Annotated in this window: 19 protein-coding genes and 2 pseudogenes; 14 read left to right on the forward strand and 7 right to left on the reverse strand. The window is 55.8% G+C overall.

From position 1 onward, the window contains the following. Positions 1-56 precede the first annotated feature (56 nt). Both D3871_RS22130 and D3871_RS22135 read right to left on the reverse strand, forming a co-directional pair. A complete protein-coding gene (locus tag D3871_RS22130; protein WP_119771188.1) occupies positions 57-473 on the reverse strand; it encodes a DUF4399 domain-containing protein in 417 nt (138 codons plus the stop codon). Between the two features lie 63 nt (positions 474-536). Then, on the reverse strand, positions 537-965 hold the full coding sequence (locus tag D3871_RS22135) for a DUF4399 domain-containing protein (protein ID WP_420799673.1): 429 nt from the start codon (positions 963-965) through the stop codon (positions 537-539). 441 nt (positions 966-1,406) lie between these two features. Between D3871_RS22135 and D3871_RS31765 the strand changes: the two are divergent. Together D3871_RS31765 and D3871_RS31770 are read left to right on the forward strand one after the other, a co-directional pair. Further along, positions 1,407-2,162: pseudogene (locus D3871_RS31765) on the forward strand (caspase family protein); the annotation flags it as partial. A 492-nt stretch (positions 2,163-2,654) separates the two neighbouring features. Beyond that, positions 2,655-3,332 (forward strand): annotated as a pseudogene (locus D3871_RS31770) (formylglycine-generating enzyme family protein); the annotation flags it as partial. Between the two features lie 48 nt (positions 3,333-3,380). Here the strand turns inward: D3871_RS31770 and D3871_RS22145 are convergent. Then, the gene (locus tag D3871_RS22145) at positions 3,381-5,519 is read right to left on the reverse strand and encodes a serine/threonine protein kinase (RefSeq protein ID WP_119771189.1); all 2,139 of its coding nucleotides are present in this window, start codon (positions 5,517-5,519) and stop codon (positions 3,381-3,383) included. 586 nt (positions 5,520-6,105) lie between these two features. Between D3871_RS22145 and D3871_RS22150 the strand changes: the two genes are divergently transcribed. The 3 genes from D3871_RS22150 to D3871_RS22160 all read left to right on the forward strand — a co-directional run bounded on the left by D3871_RS22150 (position 6,106) and on the right by D3871_RS22160 (position 7,143). Continuing rightward, on the forward strand, positions 6,106-6,381 hold the full coding sequence (locus tag D3871_RS22150) for a hypothetical protein (RefSeq protein WP_119771190.1): 276 nt from the start codon (positions 6,106-6,108) through the stop codon (positions 6,379-6,381). Between the two features lie 88 nt (positions 6,382-6,469). Beyond that, complete coding sequence (locus tag D3871_RS22155; RefSeq protein ID WP_119771191.1) at positions 6,470-6,736, forward strand: hypothetical protein; 267 nt, start codon at positions 6,470-6,472, stop codon at positions 6,734-6,736. Between the two features lie 206 nt (positions 6,737-6,942). Further along, positions 6,943-7,143 (forward strand): hypothetical protein, encoded by a 201-nt coding sequence (locus tag D3871_RS22160; protein WP_119771192.1) that lies wholly within the window; start codon positions 6,943-6,945, stop codon positions 7,141-7,143. A 201-nt stretch (positions 7,144-7,344) separates the two neighbouring features. Here the strand turns inward: D3871_RS22160 and D3871_RS22165 are convergent, their stop codons facing one another. Then, positions 7,345-8,886, reverse strand: coding sequence for a methyl-accepting chemotaxis protein (locus tag D3871_RS22165; protein WP_119771193.1), 1,542 nt, complete (start codon positions 8,884-8,886; stop codon positions 7,345-7,347). Between the two features lie 578 nt (positions 8,887-9,464). Between D3871_RS22165 and D3871_RS22170 the strand changes: the two genes are divergently transcribed. Genes D3871_RS22170 through D3871_RS22180 form a run of 3 tightly spaced genes read left to right on the forward strand, consistent with a single transcriptional unit; the run spans position 9,465 to position 10,404 of the window. After that, positions 9,465-9,740 (forward strand): hypothetical protein, encoded by a 276-nt coding sequence (locus D3871_RS22170; protein WP_119771194.1) that lies wholly within the window; start codon positions 9,465-9,467, stop codon positions 9,738-9,740. A 56-nt stretch (positions 9,741-9,796) separates the two neighbouring features. Next, the gene (locus D3871_RS22175; RefSeq protein WP_119771195.1) at positions 9,797-10,072 is read left to right on the forward strand and encodes a hypothetical protein; all 276 of its coding nucleotides are present in this window, start codon (positions 9,797-9,799) and stop codon (positions 10,070-10,072) included. A gap of 56 nt (positions 10,073-10,128) precedes the next feature. Further along, positions 10,129-10,404 carry a hypothetical protein gene (locus D3871_RS22180; protein WP_119771196.1) on the forward strand — a complete coding sequence of 92 codons (276 nt, stop codon included), beginning with the start codon at positions 10,129-10,131 and terminating at the stop codon, positions 10,402-10,404. Between the two features lie 72 nt (positions 10,405-10,476). Here the strand turns inward: D3871_RS22180 and D3871_RS22185 are convergent, their stop codons facing one another. The 3 genes from D3871_RS22185 to D3871_RS22195 form a co-directional block, all read right to left on the reverse strand. Continuing rightward, positions 10,477-11,748 carry a type II toxin-antitoxin system HipA family toxin gene (locus tag D3871_RS22185; RefSeq protein ID WP_119771197.1) on the reverse strand — a complete coding sequence of 424 codons (1,272 nt, stop codon included), beginning with the start codon at positions 11,746-11,748 and terminating at the stop codon, positions 10,477-10,479. Then, complete coding sequence (locus tag D3871_RS22190; RefSeq protein ID WP_119771198.1) at positions 11,745-12,146, reverse strand: helix-turn-helix domain-containing protein; 402 nt, start codon at positions 12,144-12,146, stop codon at positions 11,745-11,747. The genes D3871_RS22185 and D3871_RS22190 overlap by 4 nt, the downstream gene beginning before the upstream one ends. A gap of 263 nt (positions 12,147-12,409) precedes the next feature. Further along, positions 12,410-13,594, reverse strand: coding sequence for an NAD(P)/FAD-dependent oxidoreductase (locus tag D3871_RS22195; protein ID WP_119771199.1), 1,185 nt, complete (start codon positions 13,592-13,594; stop codon positions 12,410-12,412). 108 nt (positions 13,595-13,702) lie between these two features. Here D3871_RS22195 and D3871_RS22200 point away from each other — a divergent pair, with 108 nt between their 5' ends. The 6 genes from D3871_RS22200 (at position 13,703) to D3871_RS22225 (ending at position 17,133) form a co-directional block, all read left to right on the forward strand. Beyond that, the gene (locus D3871_RS22200; RefSeq protein WP_119771200.1) at positions 13,703-14,326 is read left to right on the forward strand and encodes a GntR family transcriptional regulator; all 624 of its coding nucleotides are present in this window, start codon (positions 13,703-13,705) and stop codon (positions 14,324-14,326) included. 556 nt (positions 14,327-14,882) lie between these two features. Next, positions 14,883-15,158: a hypothetical protein gene (locus D3871_RS22205; RefSeq protein WP_119771194.1), complete on the forward strand. Its 276-nt coding sequence runs from the start codon at positions 14,883-14,885 to the stop codon at positions 15,156-15,158. Positions 15,159-15,214: 56 nt separating this feature from the next. Beyond that, positions 15,215-15,490 carry a hypothetical protein gene (locus tag D3871_RS22210; RefSeq protein ID WP_119771195.1) on the forward strand — a complete coding sequence of 92 codons (276 nt, stop codon included), beginning with the start codon at positions 15,215-15,217 and terminating at the stop codon, positions 15,488-15,490. A gap of 88 nt (positions 15,491-15,578) precedes the next feature. Then, positions 15,579-15,845 carry a hypothetical protein gene (locus D3871_RS22215; RefSeq protein ID WP_119771201.1) on the forward strand — a complete coding sequence of 89 codons (267 nt, stop codon included), beginning with the start codon at positions 15,579-15,581 and terminating at the stop codon, positions 15,843-15,845. Positions 15,846-15,974: 129 nt separating this feature from the next. Next, positions 15,975-16,259 carry a hypothetical protein gene (locus D3871_RS22220; RefSeq protein WP_119771202.1) on the forward strand — a complete coding sequence of 95 codons (285 nt, stop codon included), beginning with the start codon at positions 15,975-15,977 and terminating at the stop codon, positions 16,257-16,259. Between the two features lie 103 nt (positions 16,260-16,362). Further along, the gene (locus D3871_RS22225; protein WP_119771203.1) at positions 16,363-17,133 is read left to right on the forward strand and encodes a PP2C family protein-serine/threonine phosphatase; all 771 of its coding nucleotides are present in this window, start codon (positions 16,363-16,365) and stop codon (positions 17,131-17,133) included. The last annotated feature ends 31 nt before the right edge of the window (positions 17,134-17,164 follow it).

Below are 17,164 nucleotides of genomic sequence, written 5' to 3' on the forward strand. Positions count from 1 at the left end.
ATGCCAGCATGTCGATGTCTGCGACGAACACGGCAATCACCTGATGGTATCGGTATTTACTTGACGGTAATCGTTATTTTTCGCGAGAAGATCGGAGGCTTGTGCGGCACATGCTTGTCATCGCCCATCAATAGCTGCAGCGTATGCCGGCCCGGAGGAAGTTCTACCATTGTTTCCGTTTCGCCGGCGCCGAAGTGCAGATGGTTGCGGTCCGACGGGATCTCTTGTCCTGCGGGCGTGAGTTCCGTGTTGATCAGCAAATGGTGGTGTCCGGTATTCGGGAACACGATGCCTTTCGGCGCAACGCCCATGTTGCGCAAGCCGAACCAGACCCGGAAAGGTTTGCCGGCGGCAAGCACTTCACCGTCGTTGGGCCAGCCGATATACAGATAAGGTTTGGCCGGCGTTTGGCCGACAGCCGGGGCTGGCAACAGGCTGAATGCCAGGACGACGATACCAAGTATTTTAATCATGGCCTGCACTCCTCGTTCTACTGACAATCACACGCTTGTTCGAATCGGCATGCACCGGTCTATTCATTTCACGGTGATGGTTATTTTTTTGGAATGCACCGGCGGGTTATGCGGAACGTGTTCCTTGTCGCCAAGCAGGAGTTGCAAGGTGTGCTTGCCTGGCGGAAGCTCGATACGCGCTTCGGTTTCTCCCGCGCCGAAATGCAGATGATTGCGATCCGAGGGAATCGGCTCGGTGGATGGAGGCAGGTCCGCATCGACCACCAGATGATGGTGTCCGACATTCTTCATATCGACACCCTTGGGCGCAACGCCCATGTTGCGCAATCCCATTCTTACCCAGAACTTGCCGCCAGTGATCACAGCGCCGTCCGCCGGCCAGATGAAATACACAAGCGCGTTTTCCGGCGCGGGATTCTGCTCCGCTGCAAACACGGGTGCATGCATGCCCGCCAAGATGGTCAAGGCAGAGAACAGGATATATCTTGTCATATTGGGCCTCTTCCCGAATGTTTCGCTTTGCATTCTTTGTATACGCACGCACACGCATGCACACTCACTCATGCTGCCTGAAAGACATGAGCGCAGTTTTTTCGTGACCTGCATCCGGAGAAAACTAAGCGCCCGTATATTTCATCGGCGCTTTGATAGATACCATGTATAGGGTAGAACAGAATATTGTGCGTTCAGCACGAAAAACTGCGTAATGTTGATATTAAACAGAATTCACTTGGCGAGACGGCTCAAAGATGGATTTTCACAGGCGACTACTGCGCCAGGATAACGTGTGTGCAATGGCTTGCCTTGATTGTACGTTTTCCTGTTCTAAGCTTCGATCAGTGCCCATCGCTGCTTTTTGCTGACAGGGTCCGGGCATTGGACAATTCTTTTGCCGTGGGAACCATCGTGTGGCGAAAAATATTAATCGTTGGCGTGTTCGCGGCGTTCTCATACGGCGCCTTGCTGGCTGAAGTTGAAGCAGCAGATGACGACATCGCCCTAAGTCGCATCACCACCAGTGTCCATCGTGATGTCACCACCATAGGCACCGCGCTCGTTATCGGCAATGGCCGCTATCGAAATGAGCCACTCGAGAATGCACAGGACGATGCCCGTGCGATGGCAGGGAAACTAAGTGCATTGGGCTTCGATGTCATGCACTATGAAAATCTTTCTTCGTCGCAGATGCGTGCGGCGGTGTCCCGGTTTCATCGACACCTGACGGAGGGCGGCACCGGCCTGTTTTATTATTCCGGGCACGGCGTGCAGTTGAACGGACATGCCTATCTACTGCCGCTCGATGCCAAAGTGCATGCTCCCGAACCGCTGCGCTCCAGCGCCATCGGCTTGTACGAGATCCTCGAAGGCATGGCCCCGGCGCGTGCGCGCAAACTGAATATCGTCGTGCTGGACAGCTGCCTGAATAATCCTTTCGATGATCCTGTTGACATGCGGCGCGTGTCGAAACGCCTATCCGACCCGGCCGTATCGATCGATCAGACACTGGTTGCCTATGCCACCATCCCCGGATCGCCCGCCATTGATGGCGAACGTAACGGCATGTTCACTTCCCGCATCCTGGATGCGATGGCATTCGCCGACACCGATATTCAGGCCTTGTTTCAGCACATCCAAACACAGGTCAGCGCCGCAACCGGCGGCCGCCAGCAGCCGCATACAACGTCAACGCTGACGCGACCCATCAGCCTTGTCGGAAACGCCCCGTCCGGCCGTCCGCTGCTGGCGCAGAAAAGCGCGCCGGAATCCATGTCGTCGCGCACCCGCGGCGTGTTGCCCAAGGATAGCGCCGAGCAGTATGAACTCACGTTCTGGGAGTCGATCAAGGACAGTACGCATGCCAGCGATTACGAAGCTTACCTGCAGGCTTATCCGAATGGCCGCTTTGCCGCCCTCGCGCGCGCGCGCATAGAAAGAATCCGCGCTGCCGCACCCAAGCCCGACGCGGTACCGGACAAACCTCCCGCTGCCAAAGCGGCCCCGGAACGGCCACGTGCTCCTCCCGCGCCCAAACCACAGCCGCAGCCGGAAGTGGCACGGCCGGCGCCGGCCCCGCCGCCTGCGCCCAAGCCTGCCGACACCCAGGCATCTGACAAACCGCCGGCTCCGGCGCCTACCACCTCCGCAGGCGACGTCAGGGATTGTCCGACCTGTCCCGTGCTTGTCTCCATCCGCACCGGTGCTTTCACGATGGGCAGCGCAGCCGATGATTTGTCGGAACGACCGCCGCACCGGGTAACCATCAATACACCCTTTGCCATCGGCAAGTATGAGGTCACCGTTGCGCAATGGGATGCCTGTGTCGAAGCGGGAGCCTGCCAGCGCATTACCGCTCCCGATCCTCGGCCGAAGGAATCGCCGGTACGCGATGTAAGCTGGGATGATGCACAAGCCTATGTCAAATGGCTGACCAAGGTAAGCGGCAAGCCATACCGGCTTCCGTCCGAAGCGGAATGGGAATTCGCGATCCGGGGCGGTACGTCGACGCGCTATTGGTGGGGAGACCAGATGCGGCCCGGAAATGCGAACTGCAAGGATTGCGGCGAGCCGTGGCAACGCGACGCGCCGGTCAATGCCGGTTCCTATGCGGCCAATCCCTATGGACTTCACGACATGAACGGCAGCGTATGGGAATGGGTCAGCGACTGCTGGCACAATTCCTACAAGGGTGCGCCGACCGATGCGCGTGCCTGGGATGAACCGAATTGCCGGGTAAGAGTCATCCGAGGTGGATCATGGCGTGAAGGCGCGAGTTACATGCCGTCTTCCACCCGGTTCAAGTATGACGCCAGCGTCCGCCATTCGCAGAATGGTTTCCGCGTGGCGCGGGATATGCCGTAAATGCGGCCGTAAATGCGGCCGTAACAGCATACGGTAAGGCTCGTGCCTTCAAGGCTTTTTCGCCTTGGTCGTTATTTGCACAAAATCGACCATGATACGGTCCTTCCCATGTTTGGCCGCAATCAGGCCGAGCTGCTTTTCCACTGCGGCCAGATACTCAGTACGCGATTTATAGTCCGGCGTGCGCCCCTCGAACAAAGGAACCGGCGTGACGAGCAGCACGATGAATTCTTTTCCGAACGGTTTTGAAATCACCCAGTTTTCCAGGCCGCCTATCGATGCGCGGTAGTTAGGCGGCGCCTGGTTGGCTTTCGAACGGCGGCTGGGCAATAAATGCGCGACGCTGCCATCGAGCGCGTAATAGTCGACATACACATAAGAATTGTAGCTCGGTGTCTTGATATCGACGACGAGCAAATCGCCTTCCGTCAGTTCCGCATTGGGTGCCCTGGTTTGCACCGAGGCTTCGGTGCCGCGCTCATGATTGCGTGTCCAGTAAGGCGAGAATGTGTTGACCACCGCACACTTCTCGGCACTGACCGCCTGCACCGACAGGTCAAGCCTGGTCACGCCGGGCACCGCTGTCAGCGTGTCCCTGAGCCGGCTCATGGGCATGTCGTCCGAAACGTATCCCTGCACATCGAGCGTATTGCCGCGTGCGGATGCCAACATGGCCGAACACGGTATGCGTGCCAGCACCGGCGTCACCGCCGCCAGCTTCAACGGAGGTACGGGTACCGCTTTCGGTTCTTCTGCCTTGCGCGGCGGTGGCGATGGCGCCGCCACCGGCGGAGAAGGAGGCGTTACCACGGACGGAGAGGAAGGCGTCGCCACCGGCGGAGAGGGAGGCGCCGCGGGCGTTTCTGGTCGTGGTGCGCTGACCGGTGGCGGCGTCGGAACGGGACGTTCGGCGCCGCCGCTGCGCTGAAGGCGCCAGTAGTAGCCGACACCTGCCGCCGCCAGGGTTGCGATCAAGACAACTGCAGAAACCATCGCGATGTAAGCAACCTTCGAATGCTCAGCATTCATTGCGCGAAGAAAATTCTCGACCGTTGCCGTACGCGCATCGCGCTGAAACGATAACGCCGCACGCAATGCCCGCCATTGCCGCTGTCCGAGATCCTTGGGCCTGACCGCCTTCATGCCGGCGCCGCGCGCCTGCGTGGCCGAAGCCCGATTGAATGGGTGCTTGCCGGTTAGCAGTTCATAGGTGATGCACGCCAACGCATAGATATCGTCCCTTGGGTCGGGCTCCAGCCTGTCCAGCATTTCCGCGCTGGCATACGCTGGTGTCAGGCCGCCAAGACTGCCTGGATCGAAGACGGTCACATCCGCATCGTCTTCCGGTTTATGAAAGACGCGGGCGATGCCGAAGTCGATCACCTTGACTTCTCCGCGCTCGGTCAGGAACACGTTGGCCGGCTTCAGGTCGCAATGCACGAATCCGCGTTCATGCGCATATGCCAAGGCCTTGCCCATGCCATTGGTAATGTGCCAGACTTCCGCGTAGGGCAAGCCCTTGAAGTCAGGCGCGCGCAATATTCTGCTGAGCGATTTGCCTGAAAGCAGCTCCATCGTGAGGTAAACCGTCGAGCCGTCACGATCGAAGTCATAAACGGTAACGATATTGGGATGCGCGAGCGCCTGCGCTTTTTTTGCCTCGCGTTGCAGGGTGATCAGCGATTTTGGATGCCCTCTAAACTGGACGTTCAGCACCTTGATCGCAATATACGGCTTGCGGTCCGATGCTTCGAGCTTGCGCAGGTCCAATGCACGATAAACAGTGCCCATGCCGCCAAAACCGATGCATTCTTCCAGAACGAAACGTCCGTTCAACGTATCGCCGGTTCCCTTCATCCGGTCGGGATCCTTGCCGCCATTGTCCTGCGGCGGCATGCTTGCCGGTACTTTGGAGCGCGCAGGCAAATCGGTAGGACGTGTCTGAATATGGGTGGCTTCGGAGTTGGTGCGCTGGCCCGATTCCATCAGATGTTCGACCCGCCTGCGCAGTTCGACATAGACATCGGGCGGCAATTCTATCCTGGTGTTTTCCTCGCTCAACAAGTCGGCCAGCCGTGCCGAACTGGCCCGATCGGACGCGAGCACATGGTCGACCTGCGCGAGAAACTCCCTATGCGAAAGGCCGCCGCTTTGGAAAGTACGAATTGCCTGCGCGAGAGTAGCCATAGGTTTTACATCAGAGTTGCCTTAGTAACCGTTCCGGACAGCAGTCATCCACAGTAGCCATCGTCTACAAGCAAACATCATGCGCTAGAGCGGCATTGTTCTGTTGAGCTTCAACAGAATGTCGGCTTCCTTTAGCCGGTCCGGCGCTGTCACAGGGCACTAATGAATGGTATTCCATACTGCGCAGAATGAAACCGCATGCGCGGTGCTTGCCTAAACTTTAATCAAGATACTACATCGCTTTCTTCGCTTCGAGCGCTTTGCATGATTCGTTGCGAAACGTTCAACCATCCGTGCTGCCGACGTGTCTGAAGTGGTCCAACATGCATGTCTGATGTGTTGGATGCAGCCCATCAACAGTCGGCTAGTCTGCTCCACGCTCCACTGCACCGCCTTCCCGCTTTCCACACACTTTCCACCATATATTCAAGCACTTAGCGCTTCCACCGGCCCACTCCACACGCGCTGGCACACTCCCTGCTATCTCCTTATCGAGTGCGACACAATGATCGGCACCCAACCCCAAACGAATTACCCGCTTCACCTTACTTGACTTACTTAACCACTACCTCTCAGGAGAATTTCCATGACTACCTTGATCATCACCGACCTGTCTGTTACCGAACAACTCGACTCCCGCGCGATGGCTGCAGTTCGCGGCGGCATGTACAAAGGTGCGCCTTTCTATCTCGGCCCGCTATTCAGTGCGTCCAAGAACGACTTCCAGTTCGACGCTTCCCAAATGCTTGGCCAAAGCCAGAACACCCTGGTCAACAACGGCAACAACGCCGCTTTCGTTTCCGGCATCACTTCCACCGTGAAACCGCATCAGCATGGCACCAACACCATCAACTTCGGCTAATCCTGTGATCGCTGTCCGCCGGTGGAGGCAATGCCTCCATCCGCCGGAATCGCATCCACCGCATACCATTCATACAAGGAGTTACACCATGTCCACCATCGCCATTCACGATCTCGCCAACAGCACCGAACTCGACCAGCGCGCCATGTCGCGTGTGCGCGGCGGCACCAACAGCTGGCTCGCCGGCCTGGGTCCGATTGCCAACATCAATGTCGGCGTCACCCAAAACCTGAACCAGTTGCAAAACGTCGAAGTCAACACCCTCAACAATGTCGGCGTCATCGGTGCAGGTTTCGTACCGCCCCATATCACCGTCAATCCTTCGCAGTGGGGCAATATCAGTGCAACCGTCTGACAGCGTTGCTACCGCTTACCAATCCCGGCCCATCACCACGGATCGGGATCGATATAAGACGGCCGTCCCGATGTCCACTGGACAAAGGGATCGGCCGCATTGTCGCGTCTGTTCACCTATACTGGTGATAACCGTTTGCGACACTGACGCAGTGCTATCTGTCGCAGTGCTATCTGTATTTATTAACAGCGTTCAAGGAAACCATCATGGCCAGCATCACAATCAAGGATCTGCCGGAAAGCATCGATCTTGACCACGAAGCAATGGTCGCCATCACCGGTGGCGCACGCAGTGGAAGACACCAGGCATTTCATCAGCCTGCGGCACAACGTGGCACGCGCATCGTCGACTACCCGACCGGCGTACATCGCAGTTTTCCTTCGGTGAAAAATCAGTCTTCACGGTAAGACTGAAATCTCGGGACGAACGATACCGTCCTGGCATACACAGTATTGCATCGCCGAATTGATTTTTTATTCGTGATCCTGTCTTCTTCGATTTGCCGGAAGAGGACTGTTAGTGCTCGACGATCGAAATTATCGTCGGCGTAATTGATACCGTGACAGCAAGAACGAATAGCCGGCAGGCGCCGGCTGTTTGACAGGAGCTTATAACCTGAACTCGGCAACGGCCTGGTTCAGCTTTTCGGCCTGTTCCTCCAGCGATCCCGCGGCGGCGGCAGCCTGTTCTACCAGTGCCGCATTCTGCTGCGTCACCGAATCCATTTGCGATACCGCAAGGCTGACCTGGTCGATACCCGTGCTTTGCTCGACCGAAGCCTGGCTGATTTCAGACATGATGCTTTCGACCTTGGCGACAGCGTTCACGATTCTTTCCATCGTTTGACCAGCACGATCGACCATCACTGTCCCTTCGCTGACCTGCCTGACCGAGTTATCGATCAATTCCTTGATTTCCTTGGCGGCGGCAGCGGAGCGGTGTGCAAGACTGCGGACTTCGCTCGCCACCACAGCAAAGCCCTTGCCCTGCTCACCAGCGCGCGCTGCTTCGACGGCTGCATTGAGTGCAAGTATATTGGTCTGGAATGCAATGCCTTCGATCACGCTGATAATGTCGACGATACGACCCGATGCGCTGTTGATGCCGTCCATGGTTTCCACTACCAGGCTGACAACTTCGCCTCCCTCCTTCGCGATCGAGGACGCTTCCAGTGACAATGCGCTTGCCTGTCGTGCATTGTTGGCATTCTGACGCACGGTCGTCGCCAGGTTTTCCATGCTGCTTGCCGTTTCCTGCAGCGATGCGGCCTGCTCTTCGGTGCGTTGCGACAGGTCGGCATTGCCGGACGCGATTTCACGCGTTGCCGTTGCGATCAGGCCGGATCCTGAGCGCAGGTCGCCCACCATCCGCGACAGACTGGCTTGCATGCGCTGCAGCCCGGCCATCAAATGACCGATCTCGTTCCGACCACCCTGTTCAATCCGGCCGCTCAGGTTGCCGCTCGCAATGCGGTCGAACTGGACCATTATGGCGCCGAGCGGTTTGACGATGGACTTGCGGATTTGCCATGCCACGCCTGCACCAAGCAACACCCCGAGCACGATGAGTACGATCGCATAGCGCGTAAACTGCGTGAATTCTTCCTGCGATGCTGCGTATTCCATCTGTGCACTATCGAGCTGCCGTTTCGCGAGTTCACCGCCGCGCGCATTGAGTTCGCGGTCCAGCGCCGGCACAATTTCCATCACGTGCCTTGCAAGCTCATCCTTGTTGCCTTCCTGTATTGCCTTAACAAGCCCCGCCACACCGGTATCGAAGAATGCGTTGCGGCGCTGCGATACTGTTGCGGCAAGCAAGTTTTCCTCGGCGGTGTGCGGCAGTTTTCCATATGCATTCCATGCGTCGTGGGATTTCTGCATGAAAGCTTGCGCCGCAGTGATACGTTTCGCGGCTTCTGGCGATTCGGGCGCAAACGCAGCCTGATCCAGCAATACCCGAACAAGCACCTGGTTCGATCGCGCATCGGCTAAATGAATACTGGCGGCCAGCTGATTCTCATAGATATGCCGCGTCACTTCATTACTTTTATACAGCGCCGCAAGTGAAGCAAGCCCGGCTACGATCAGCATCACGCTATTGAAAGCGATCAGGTAGACAAGGCGCATGCCGACAGTGGTATTGCGAAACATGAATTCTCCGTATCGTTTGTGCGCGGGAATGCGGCAGCCGGAATTTGCTATGAGGATACTTAAATATACAATATTTGTATACATAAAGTGATCCAGATCCGGGCCGTCAAGTTGGAGCTCATCGTCGGCGCGATTTCTTTACAACACCGTTGGACGAGCCGCCGCTTTGATCTATAAAAGGCTGAATGAATCAGGCGTCTTCGCAGATAGGCAAGACGGACAACGTCATTAAGTAGCCCGGGCAGGGAGTTGCCTTTGTCCGTCTTTAGATGCGGTGCTCTGTGACTTTTCATGACTGTCGCCGTTAATCCAACAGCTGATCTTTAATGTGTTGGATATGGCCCATCAGCAGCTAGCTGGCGCGATCCTCGCCCCACTGCGCCACCTCCCCGCATACCGCATATTTTCCCCTGCATATTCAAGCACTTAGCACATCACCTGCCTCACTCCACACGCCCTGGCACACTCCCTGCAATATCCCTATCGAGTGCGACACAATGACCGGCACCCAACCCCAAACGATTCACCCGCTTCACCTTACTTGACTTACTTAACCACTTCCTTTCAGGAGAATTGCCATGACTACCTTGATCATCACCGACCTGTCCGTCACCGAACAACTCGATGCCCGTGCCATGACTGCCGTCCGCGGCGGCATGTACAAAGGCGTCTACCCCTTCTGGAGCCCGCTCGTGAGCGTCTCCAAAAACGACTTCCAGTTCGAAGCCGACCAGGCACTCGGTCAAAGCCAGAACACTATGGTCAACAACGGCAACAACGTCGCCTTCGCGTCCGGGATCACTTCCACCGTGAAACCGCATCAGCATGGCGCCAACACCATCAACTTCGCTTAATCGCAACATCCTGTTCATTCATTTACGCAAGCCACTTATTCCTTTAGGAGAATCTCATGAAAGCCCTGATCATCAACGACCTGTCCGTGACCGAAGAACTCGACGCCAGCGCCATGGCTGCTGTGCGCGGCGGCACCTACAAAGGCATGCCCTTCTACTTCGGCCCGCTGGTTAGCATGTCCAAGAACGACTTCCAGTTCGATGCCGAACAATCGCTTGGCCAGAGCCAGAATACGCTGGTCAACAACGGCAACAACGCCGCTTTCGTTTCCGGCATCACCTCGACCGTGAAACCGCATCAGCATGGCACCAACACCATCAACTTCGGCTAATCGCAACATCCTGTTCATTCATTTACGCAAACCACTTATTCCTTTAGGAGAATGTCATGAAAGCACTGATCATCAAAGACCTGTCCGTAACCGAAGAACTCGACGCCGGCGCCATGGCTGCGGTGCGCGGCGGCACCTACAAAGGCATGCCTTTCTACTTCGGCCCGCTGTTTAGCATGTCCAAGAACGACTTCCAGTTCGACGCTTCGCAGACGCTCGAGCAAAGCCAGAACACCCTGGTCAACAACGGCAACAACGTTGCATTCGCATCCGGCATCACTTCAACCGTGAAACCACATCAGCATGGTGCCAACACCATCAACTTCGGCTAATAAGCTGCGCTCGATACCGCCGGTGAGGGCAAAGCCTCCGCCGGCGGTATCGCAATGTATTTTCTGAGGTAGTCAGCCTTGCCGCCCTGCAGGCTTGACAGCTTTTCCAGGCTTCGGCGGAGGTGAGGTCAACGTCGTATTGAGTCCTGTCTCCCAGCATGCGAGTAAGCGCTCCCCGGCCTTCCTGAACTCTGGACGATCTCCCATGTACTGTCTGATGTCCGCGCGCGTCGCAGACATGGCATCGGCCACCCGCTCGACGATCTGCGATATGTGATCGTTCGCCAGGCCGCAATGAACACGGCCGAAGTCATGGAGTTTTCTGGCATTCGGGAAGCGTTTGGAACCGCCCAAGGTCAGTGCCAATGTATCGTGCGTGATGTACGGCGTGGTCGATACGATGTCATACGTGGGCGCGAACGAGACCGGAGCGTCCGCATTGTCATATAAGACCCCGAAATTCTTCAGATGGGCATCTCCATTCTGTACAGCACATGACACGACGAAGGAAGTGAAAAATTCCTCCATCGCCTGCTTCTTATGTTCTGTGTCAACGTACTCACCGATGCGCCTGGCGAGCTGTTCATAACTGGAATCGTATTTTCTGGCCGTGCCAACGCCGTTGAGCGAACAGAAATCTTCAAAACCAACATATCGACCATCATCCTTGCGATCGAAGCGGTCGACCACAAGGAATCGTCCATTGTCCGAGAGTTGCAGCTTCGGGATTCTGAGGCCTGCACGCTTGGCGACCTGCATGCAAAAAAACTCGTTTGTCGCAAGCTCCGGAAATTCCTTAGGGTCAAAAGTTTTGACGATATGCGTCGCATCGCTCGCCGTGATGCGACCTTGCATGGCGGGCTTGTCTTCATCGCGCACCAGCACCTTAGGCTGTACGCCGGATACGCCAGAAACGGCCGAGTAACGTTCCATCAGGTAGTGCAGAAGGCCTTCGGTATCCTTGGTGTGCAGGATTTCCTTGATGCTTTGCGGCGGCACATCGGCTTTTACTTGCTCATTGGAGTAGCGCAGGCGTCCGATCTGAGAAGAACCGACCAGATCCAGCATATTGAGATCATCAAAACCAGAAATGGCCTTGCTGAAGCGCAGCATGATCGTGCGACGCAGATCGCCTTCCGGCAAATTCATCTGAAACACCGGATGCAGCTCGTCATAGATGTAGCTTTCGGTTTCTACCGGCATGGTCAGTGAAACCGCGCAATGGCTTTCGCACTTGAGATCGTAGGTAAAGACGAAGCGCTTTTCCGCGGCGCGGTCGATCGCCCCGGCAACGATGTGATCGTCGCCGCTTCCTTCGCGGCGATTTACCCAGACCAGCATCATTCTTCGCTCTCCTTCGCTTTCTTCGGACGACGTACGCGCTTGCGCAAGCTTGTAATGGCTTCATCGGGCTGAGGCGATGTCGTCTCGGCCCAAGCGGCATTCTTCGGCCCGCGTGGTCCCATGGCAGAAAGCGCATGGCGTGAACGGAGTTGTTCCGCCGACTCCATTGCCAGGCTACGCAGCGTCGGCCGCTTGCGAACCGGTTGCAATGTCAATTCCAGTGCAAGACGCTCACAGACGCGCATGATTTTCCGAATGCCCAGTTCGGCCAGCCTGCCGTTTTCGAGACGGCTGAGTGTTGCCCGGGAAATTTCGGCAAAAGCGCACAGTTCTTCCTGCTGCACGCCTTTTTCCAGCCTTGCTTTTTTTATCTCCAAGCCTATTTGAATTAAGTCCATAATGAATCACAAACTACACATTAAATAATATTTATTTATATTGTATAGTATGCGATACATAAAGCAATGATAACGAAGATGGATTTATTCCTTTTTAACTGTACTCATCATCAGGCCTCCAACCAAACCGGCTCCAGGCCGAATATGATGCTGGTCGTCTGAACACGCTGATGGCGCAGGCTGGCGACCACGAGACCTTATCCAAGCGCGGTGAAAACCACGCCCAGAACGACCAGATAGCCAATCCCCCGCATTACGCACTCTCACAAAATGCCGCGTTCCGGATAAGGCTCATGCTTAAGCACCCGTTCATAGCCCAGCCGACTGAGATCGATGGTTTCAAACCGCCCTTTATTGATCAGCTCCGCAACGCCGCGCCCGGCAGCCGGGGCATGCATCATCCCATGGCCTGAAAAACCGCTCACGACGTAAAAATTCTCGTGGTTTCCAGTCCAGCTGCCGATGATGGGATTGCCATCCAGCTCGCTTTGCTCATACAGCCCCGACCACGTGCGATGACACTTCACGCCCTCAAAGGCAATCGGAAAGCGATGCGCAAGTGCCGGCCAAACGACCTCCTCGAAGTAGTGATGATCAACATCGAAATTGAATCCCCTGGGTTCATGCGAATTGACCAAGCCGCCGGAGAAGCCCTGGCCTTCGGAGCGAAAAGCCAATCGGTTGAGATCCTTTACATAGGGCAAGGGCTCGATCTGGCGATGCCCGGTGAAGTAATGTTCAAAACGGCGCAGTGGCGACACCGGAAGGACCATGCCTGCCATGGCACTAACCTGTGCCGACCAGGCACCTGCGGCATTGACAAAGTAATCGGCGGCAAGCGTCGTACCACTGGATAGTGTTGCCCCGACAATCGTGTCAGAAGACCAGGTGAAACCACTGACCCGATCGCTGATGAACTCCACGCCGAGCGACTTCGTCTTTTTGCGCGTACCCTGCAGAAAGCTGTTCGGGTCGCACCAGCCATCTTTGGGGGAATAGGCGGCGCCATCGAGGTCATCAACGTGCATCGAAGGAAAAAGCTGTTTCAAACCTTCTCTGTCGAGCATCCTTATGTCTGCCCCCAGCGCCTGCTGCACCTGCGCATTCTCCTCAAGCATCTGCAACGCCCTGCTTCCTTGCACGATGAATAAATAGCCTTGTTCCACCCAGTCGATCGGCGCAGGAACGCCGTCCACGCTCATCTCAGCCGAAAAGTTCTTGATGCGTTCAATGCTGAAGTTGGACATCTCAATGTTTTCCGGACAAGAGAACAACCGCCGGGCGCCGCCGGACGCACGCACTGTCGATGCATATTCATAGGTCGGGTCAGGTTCGATGACGGCGACCTCCATGGCCGGATTCTGCTGTTTCAAAAAGTAGGCAACGTAACAACCGACAATGCCTCCGCCAGCAATAAGAACGTCATATTTGTTACGAAGGCTATGCATGCGTTTCTCCTCAGATCATTCCGAAAAAGGTATATTATCCTATTTTGGATCCAAATTAATATACAGTTTCTGGCGCTGGGATCACGCCATTGTTAACGTTCGCCATCCATGGAAAAATTGACATCAGACCACATTGCGCTTGAGTTAAGAAAGCGCATCCATGCCGGCGCTCTTGCTGGAGGGGTATCGCTCAAGCAGGAAGAACTGGCAGACGAGTTCGGCGTCAGCCGCATCCCTGTGAGGGAAGCGCTCAAGCGACTGGAGGTGGAAGGACTGATCCGCCACCAGCCAAACAAAGGTGCCGTCGTCCTTGCTCATAGCGTTGAGGACGTCATTGAAATGCTCGATATCCGGCTCGGCCTGGAAACGCGCGCACTCGAACTGGCAGCACCACGATTAACTCCAGCGGACCTGGATGCCGCAGGGGAAATTCTCCGTCAGTATGATGCGACCAGCAAACCTGCTCAATGGACCGATCTGAACCTGCAATTCCATTTGGTCCTGTACAAGGCAGCAGGCAAACCGCGTCTTCTGAAGATGATTGAAGAATTGTTCCTAAGTACCCAGCGCTATACCCGCATCCTTATCTCCCATACGGTTGGCCGGGAACAACCGCAGAGAGAACACCATGAAATGCTGAATGCCCTCCGCGACGGCAAGACAAATCACGCTATTTCACTACTACGGCAACATATTCTGCATACACAGAGAGCGCTGACAGATTCGCAATAAGCAAGGACTCGGCATTCTCCTGACGTCGTTCGCGCTGAACGACAGTTCGATATTGTCGCTATTGCTCACCATGTTCGACGGGCTGGAATCGATATGCGATAGCCCTGATGTCTGGTTTAACCCGGCATATGTATAGCAAGTGTCGGGCGGTGTACATCGCTCCCTATCAACAGTGTCTTGTTTCCTGTGTGAAGGCGTACTTGATGCTCGTTAAAAAAATGCAAGATTAGCCAGTAATCCATTAGGCTTGCCTCAGCTTTGCATTAGTCTTCATTAATCCAACAGTTGATCTTTAATGTGTTGGATATGGCCCATCAGCAGCTAGCTGGCGCAATCCTCGCCCCACTGCGCCACCTCCCCGCATACCGCATATTTTCCCCTGCATATTCAAGCACTTAGAGCCTCCTCCGCCTCACTCCACACGCCCTGGCACACTCCCTGCAATATCCCTATCGAGTGCGACACAATGACCGGCACCCAACCCCAAACGATTCACCCGCTTCACCTTACTTGACTTACTTGACTTACTTAACCACTTCCTTTCAGGAGAATTGCCATGACTACCTTGATCATCACCGACCTGTCCGTCACCGAACAACTCGATGCCCGTGCCATGACTGCCGTTCGCGGCGGCATGTACAAAGGCGTCTACCCCTTCTGGAGCCCGCTCGTGAGCGTCTCCAAAAACGACTTCCAGTTCGAAGCCGACCAGGCACTCGGTCAAAGCCAGAACACTATGGTCAACAACGGCAACAACGTCGCCTTCGCGTCCGGTATCACTTCCACCGTGAAACCGCATCAGCATGGCGCCAACACCATCAACTTCGCTTAATCGCAACATCCTGTTCATTCATTTACGCAAACCACTTATTCCTTTAGGAGAATTTCATGAAAGCCCTGATCATCAACGACCTGTCCGTGACCGAAGAACTCGACGCCAGCGCCATGGCAGCTGTGCGCGGCGGCACTTACAAAGGCATGCCCTTCTACTTCGGCCCGCTGGTTAGCATGTCCAAGAACGACTTCCAGTTCGATGCCGAACAATCGCTTGGCCAGAGCCAGAACACCCTGGTCAACAACGGCAACAACGCCGCTTTCGTTTCCGGCATCACTTCCACCGTGAAACCGCATCAGCATGGCACCAACACCATCAACTTCGGCTAATCCCTGTGAGCGAACCCCGACGGTGGAGGCCAGTCCTCCACCTACCGGATCCGCATCCCACCTCACCATACATTCCAGGAGTTACACCATGTCCACCATCGCCATTCACGATCTCGCCAACAGCACCGAACTCGACCAGCGCGCCATGTCGCGTGTACGCGGCGGCACCAACAGCTGGCTCGCCGGCCTGGGTCCGATTGCCAACATCAATGTCGGCGTCACCCAAAACCTGAACCAGTTCCAAAACGTCGAAGTCAACACTCTCAACAATGTCGGCGTCATCGGTGCAGGTTTCGTACCGCCCCATATCACTGTCAATCCTTCGCAGTGGGGCAATATCAGCGCGACCGTGTAAAAACGGCACTGGCTGAGGGACAACTAAGGATGCGGACACCTACTATGCGCCATTGGCACGCCAATTGCTGTATGAAGAAGCAGGAGCATTTCTGACGCAATATAACCAACAGCCACCTTGGAGACCATCATGACCACACTTTCTATCAAAGACCTTCCGCTGAACCGCGCCCTTGATTCCAAGGCAATGTCGGTCATTCGGGGCGCCGGCGCACCATGGGTCTTCGGATGGATCAGGCCATATGTTGGTTCCACCCCTGCTTTCGGACCGGCTGTGAACTTTTTCCAGATCAACAATACCTATATCGCCGATCAGATGATCAACCAAATCCAGGTGGTTGACATTAACAACTCGGCATCGAATTCAAACATTAACGTCATCCTTGATGAACGCAGCACAAACCTGAAGCATTAAGCACGCAAGGCCGAGGATTTTGGATGTACGATGTTTATACGACGCGCGGCGGAACGTTGCCCCGCATGGCGTCGCGATGACGGCATGATTCGTGGAGACTGTGATGACTGATGCAACACACTTTCGATGGACATCCTCGTCGCGCTCCCACGTGGGCTTGATCCGTGAAATCAACGAGGATTCGTTTCTCGATCGGCCCGAGCGCGGCATGTGGGCAGTCGCCGACGGCATGGGCGGACACTCTTTGGGGGATTATGCGAGCCGCATGGTGGTCGCCCGACTGGACGACATTCCCTATCCTGGCGATCTGAAAAATTTTTTGATCGAAGCGAAGAACCGGCTGCAATCGGCCAACCACGACCTGCGCCAGGAAGCGATCGTGCGCGACGTCTATATCATCGGCAGCACCGCCGTCGTTCTTCTGGCATGGGAAAGTGAGTGCGGCTATCTGTGGGCAGGAGACAGCCGCATCTACCGGTACCGGCAGGGCGAACTGCAACTGCTGACGCGCGATCATAGCCAAGTCGAGGAACTCAAGGCCCGCGCCGGACTCAGCGACGAAGAAGCACAGCAACATGCGACACGCAACATGATTACCCGCGCAGTGGGCGCAGCCGACATGCTGGAAATCGATGAAAACGTGGTGCAGGTCGACGACGGCGACATGTTCCTGTTATGCAGCGACGGTTTGAGCAATGCAGTCAGCGAGCAGGAAATGCGCAACGCGCTTTCGGTTGGCGATTGTGGGCAGGCATCCGAAACCTTGATCAACATGGCGCTCAACGGCGGCGGACGAGACAATATTTCCGCGGTTGTCGTGCGCGTGGACGATGATCGCAGAGGTGACATGACGGCGCTGAATCCGGCGCTGTGACAATACGCCGCAATTAGCCTGTACATATTCG

The sequence above is a fragment of the Noviherbaspirillum saxi genome, assembly GCF_003591035.1.
GTDB lineage: Bacteria > Pseudomonadota > Gammaproteobacteria > Burkholderiales > Burkholderiaceae_D > Noviherbaspirillum > Noviherbaspirillum saxi.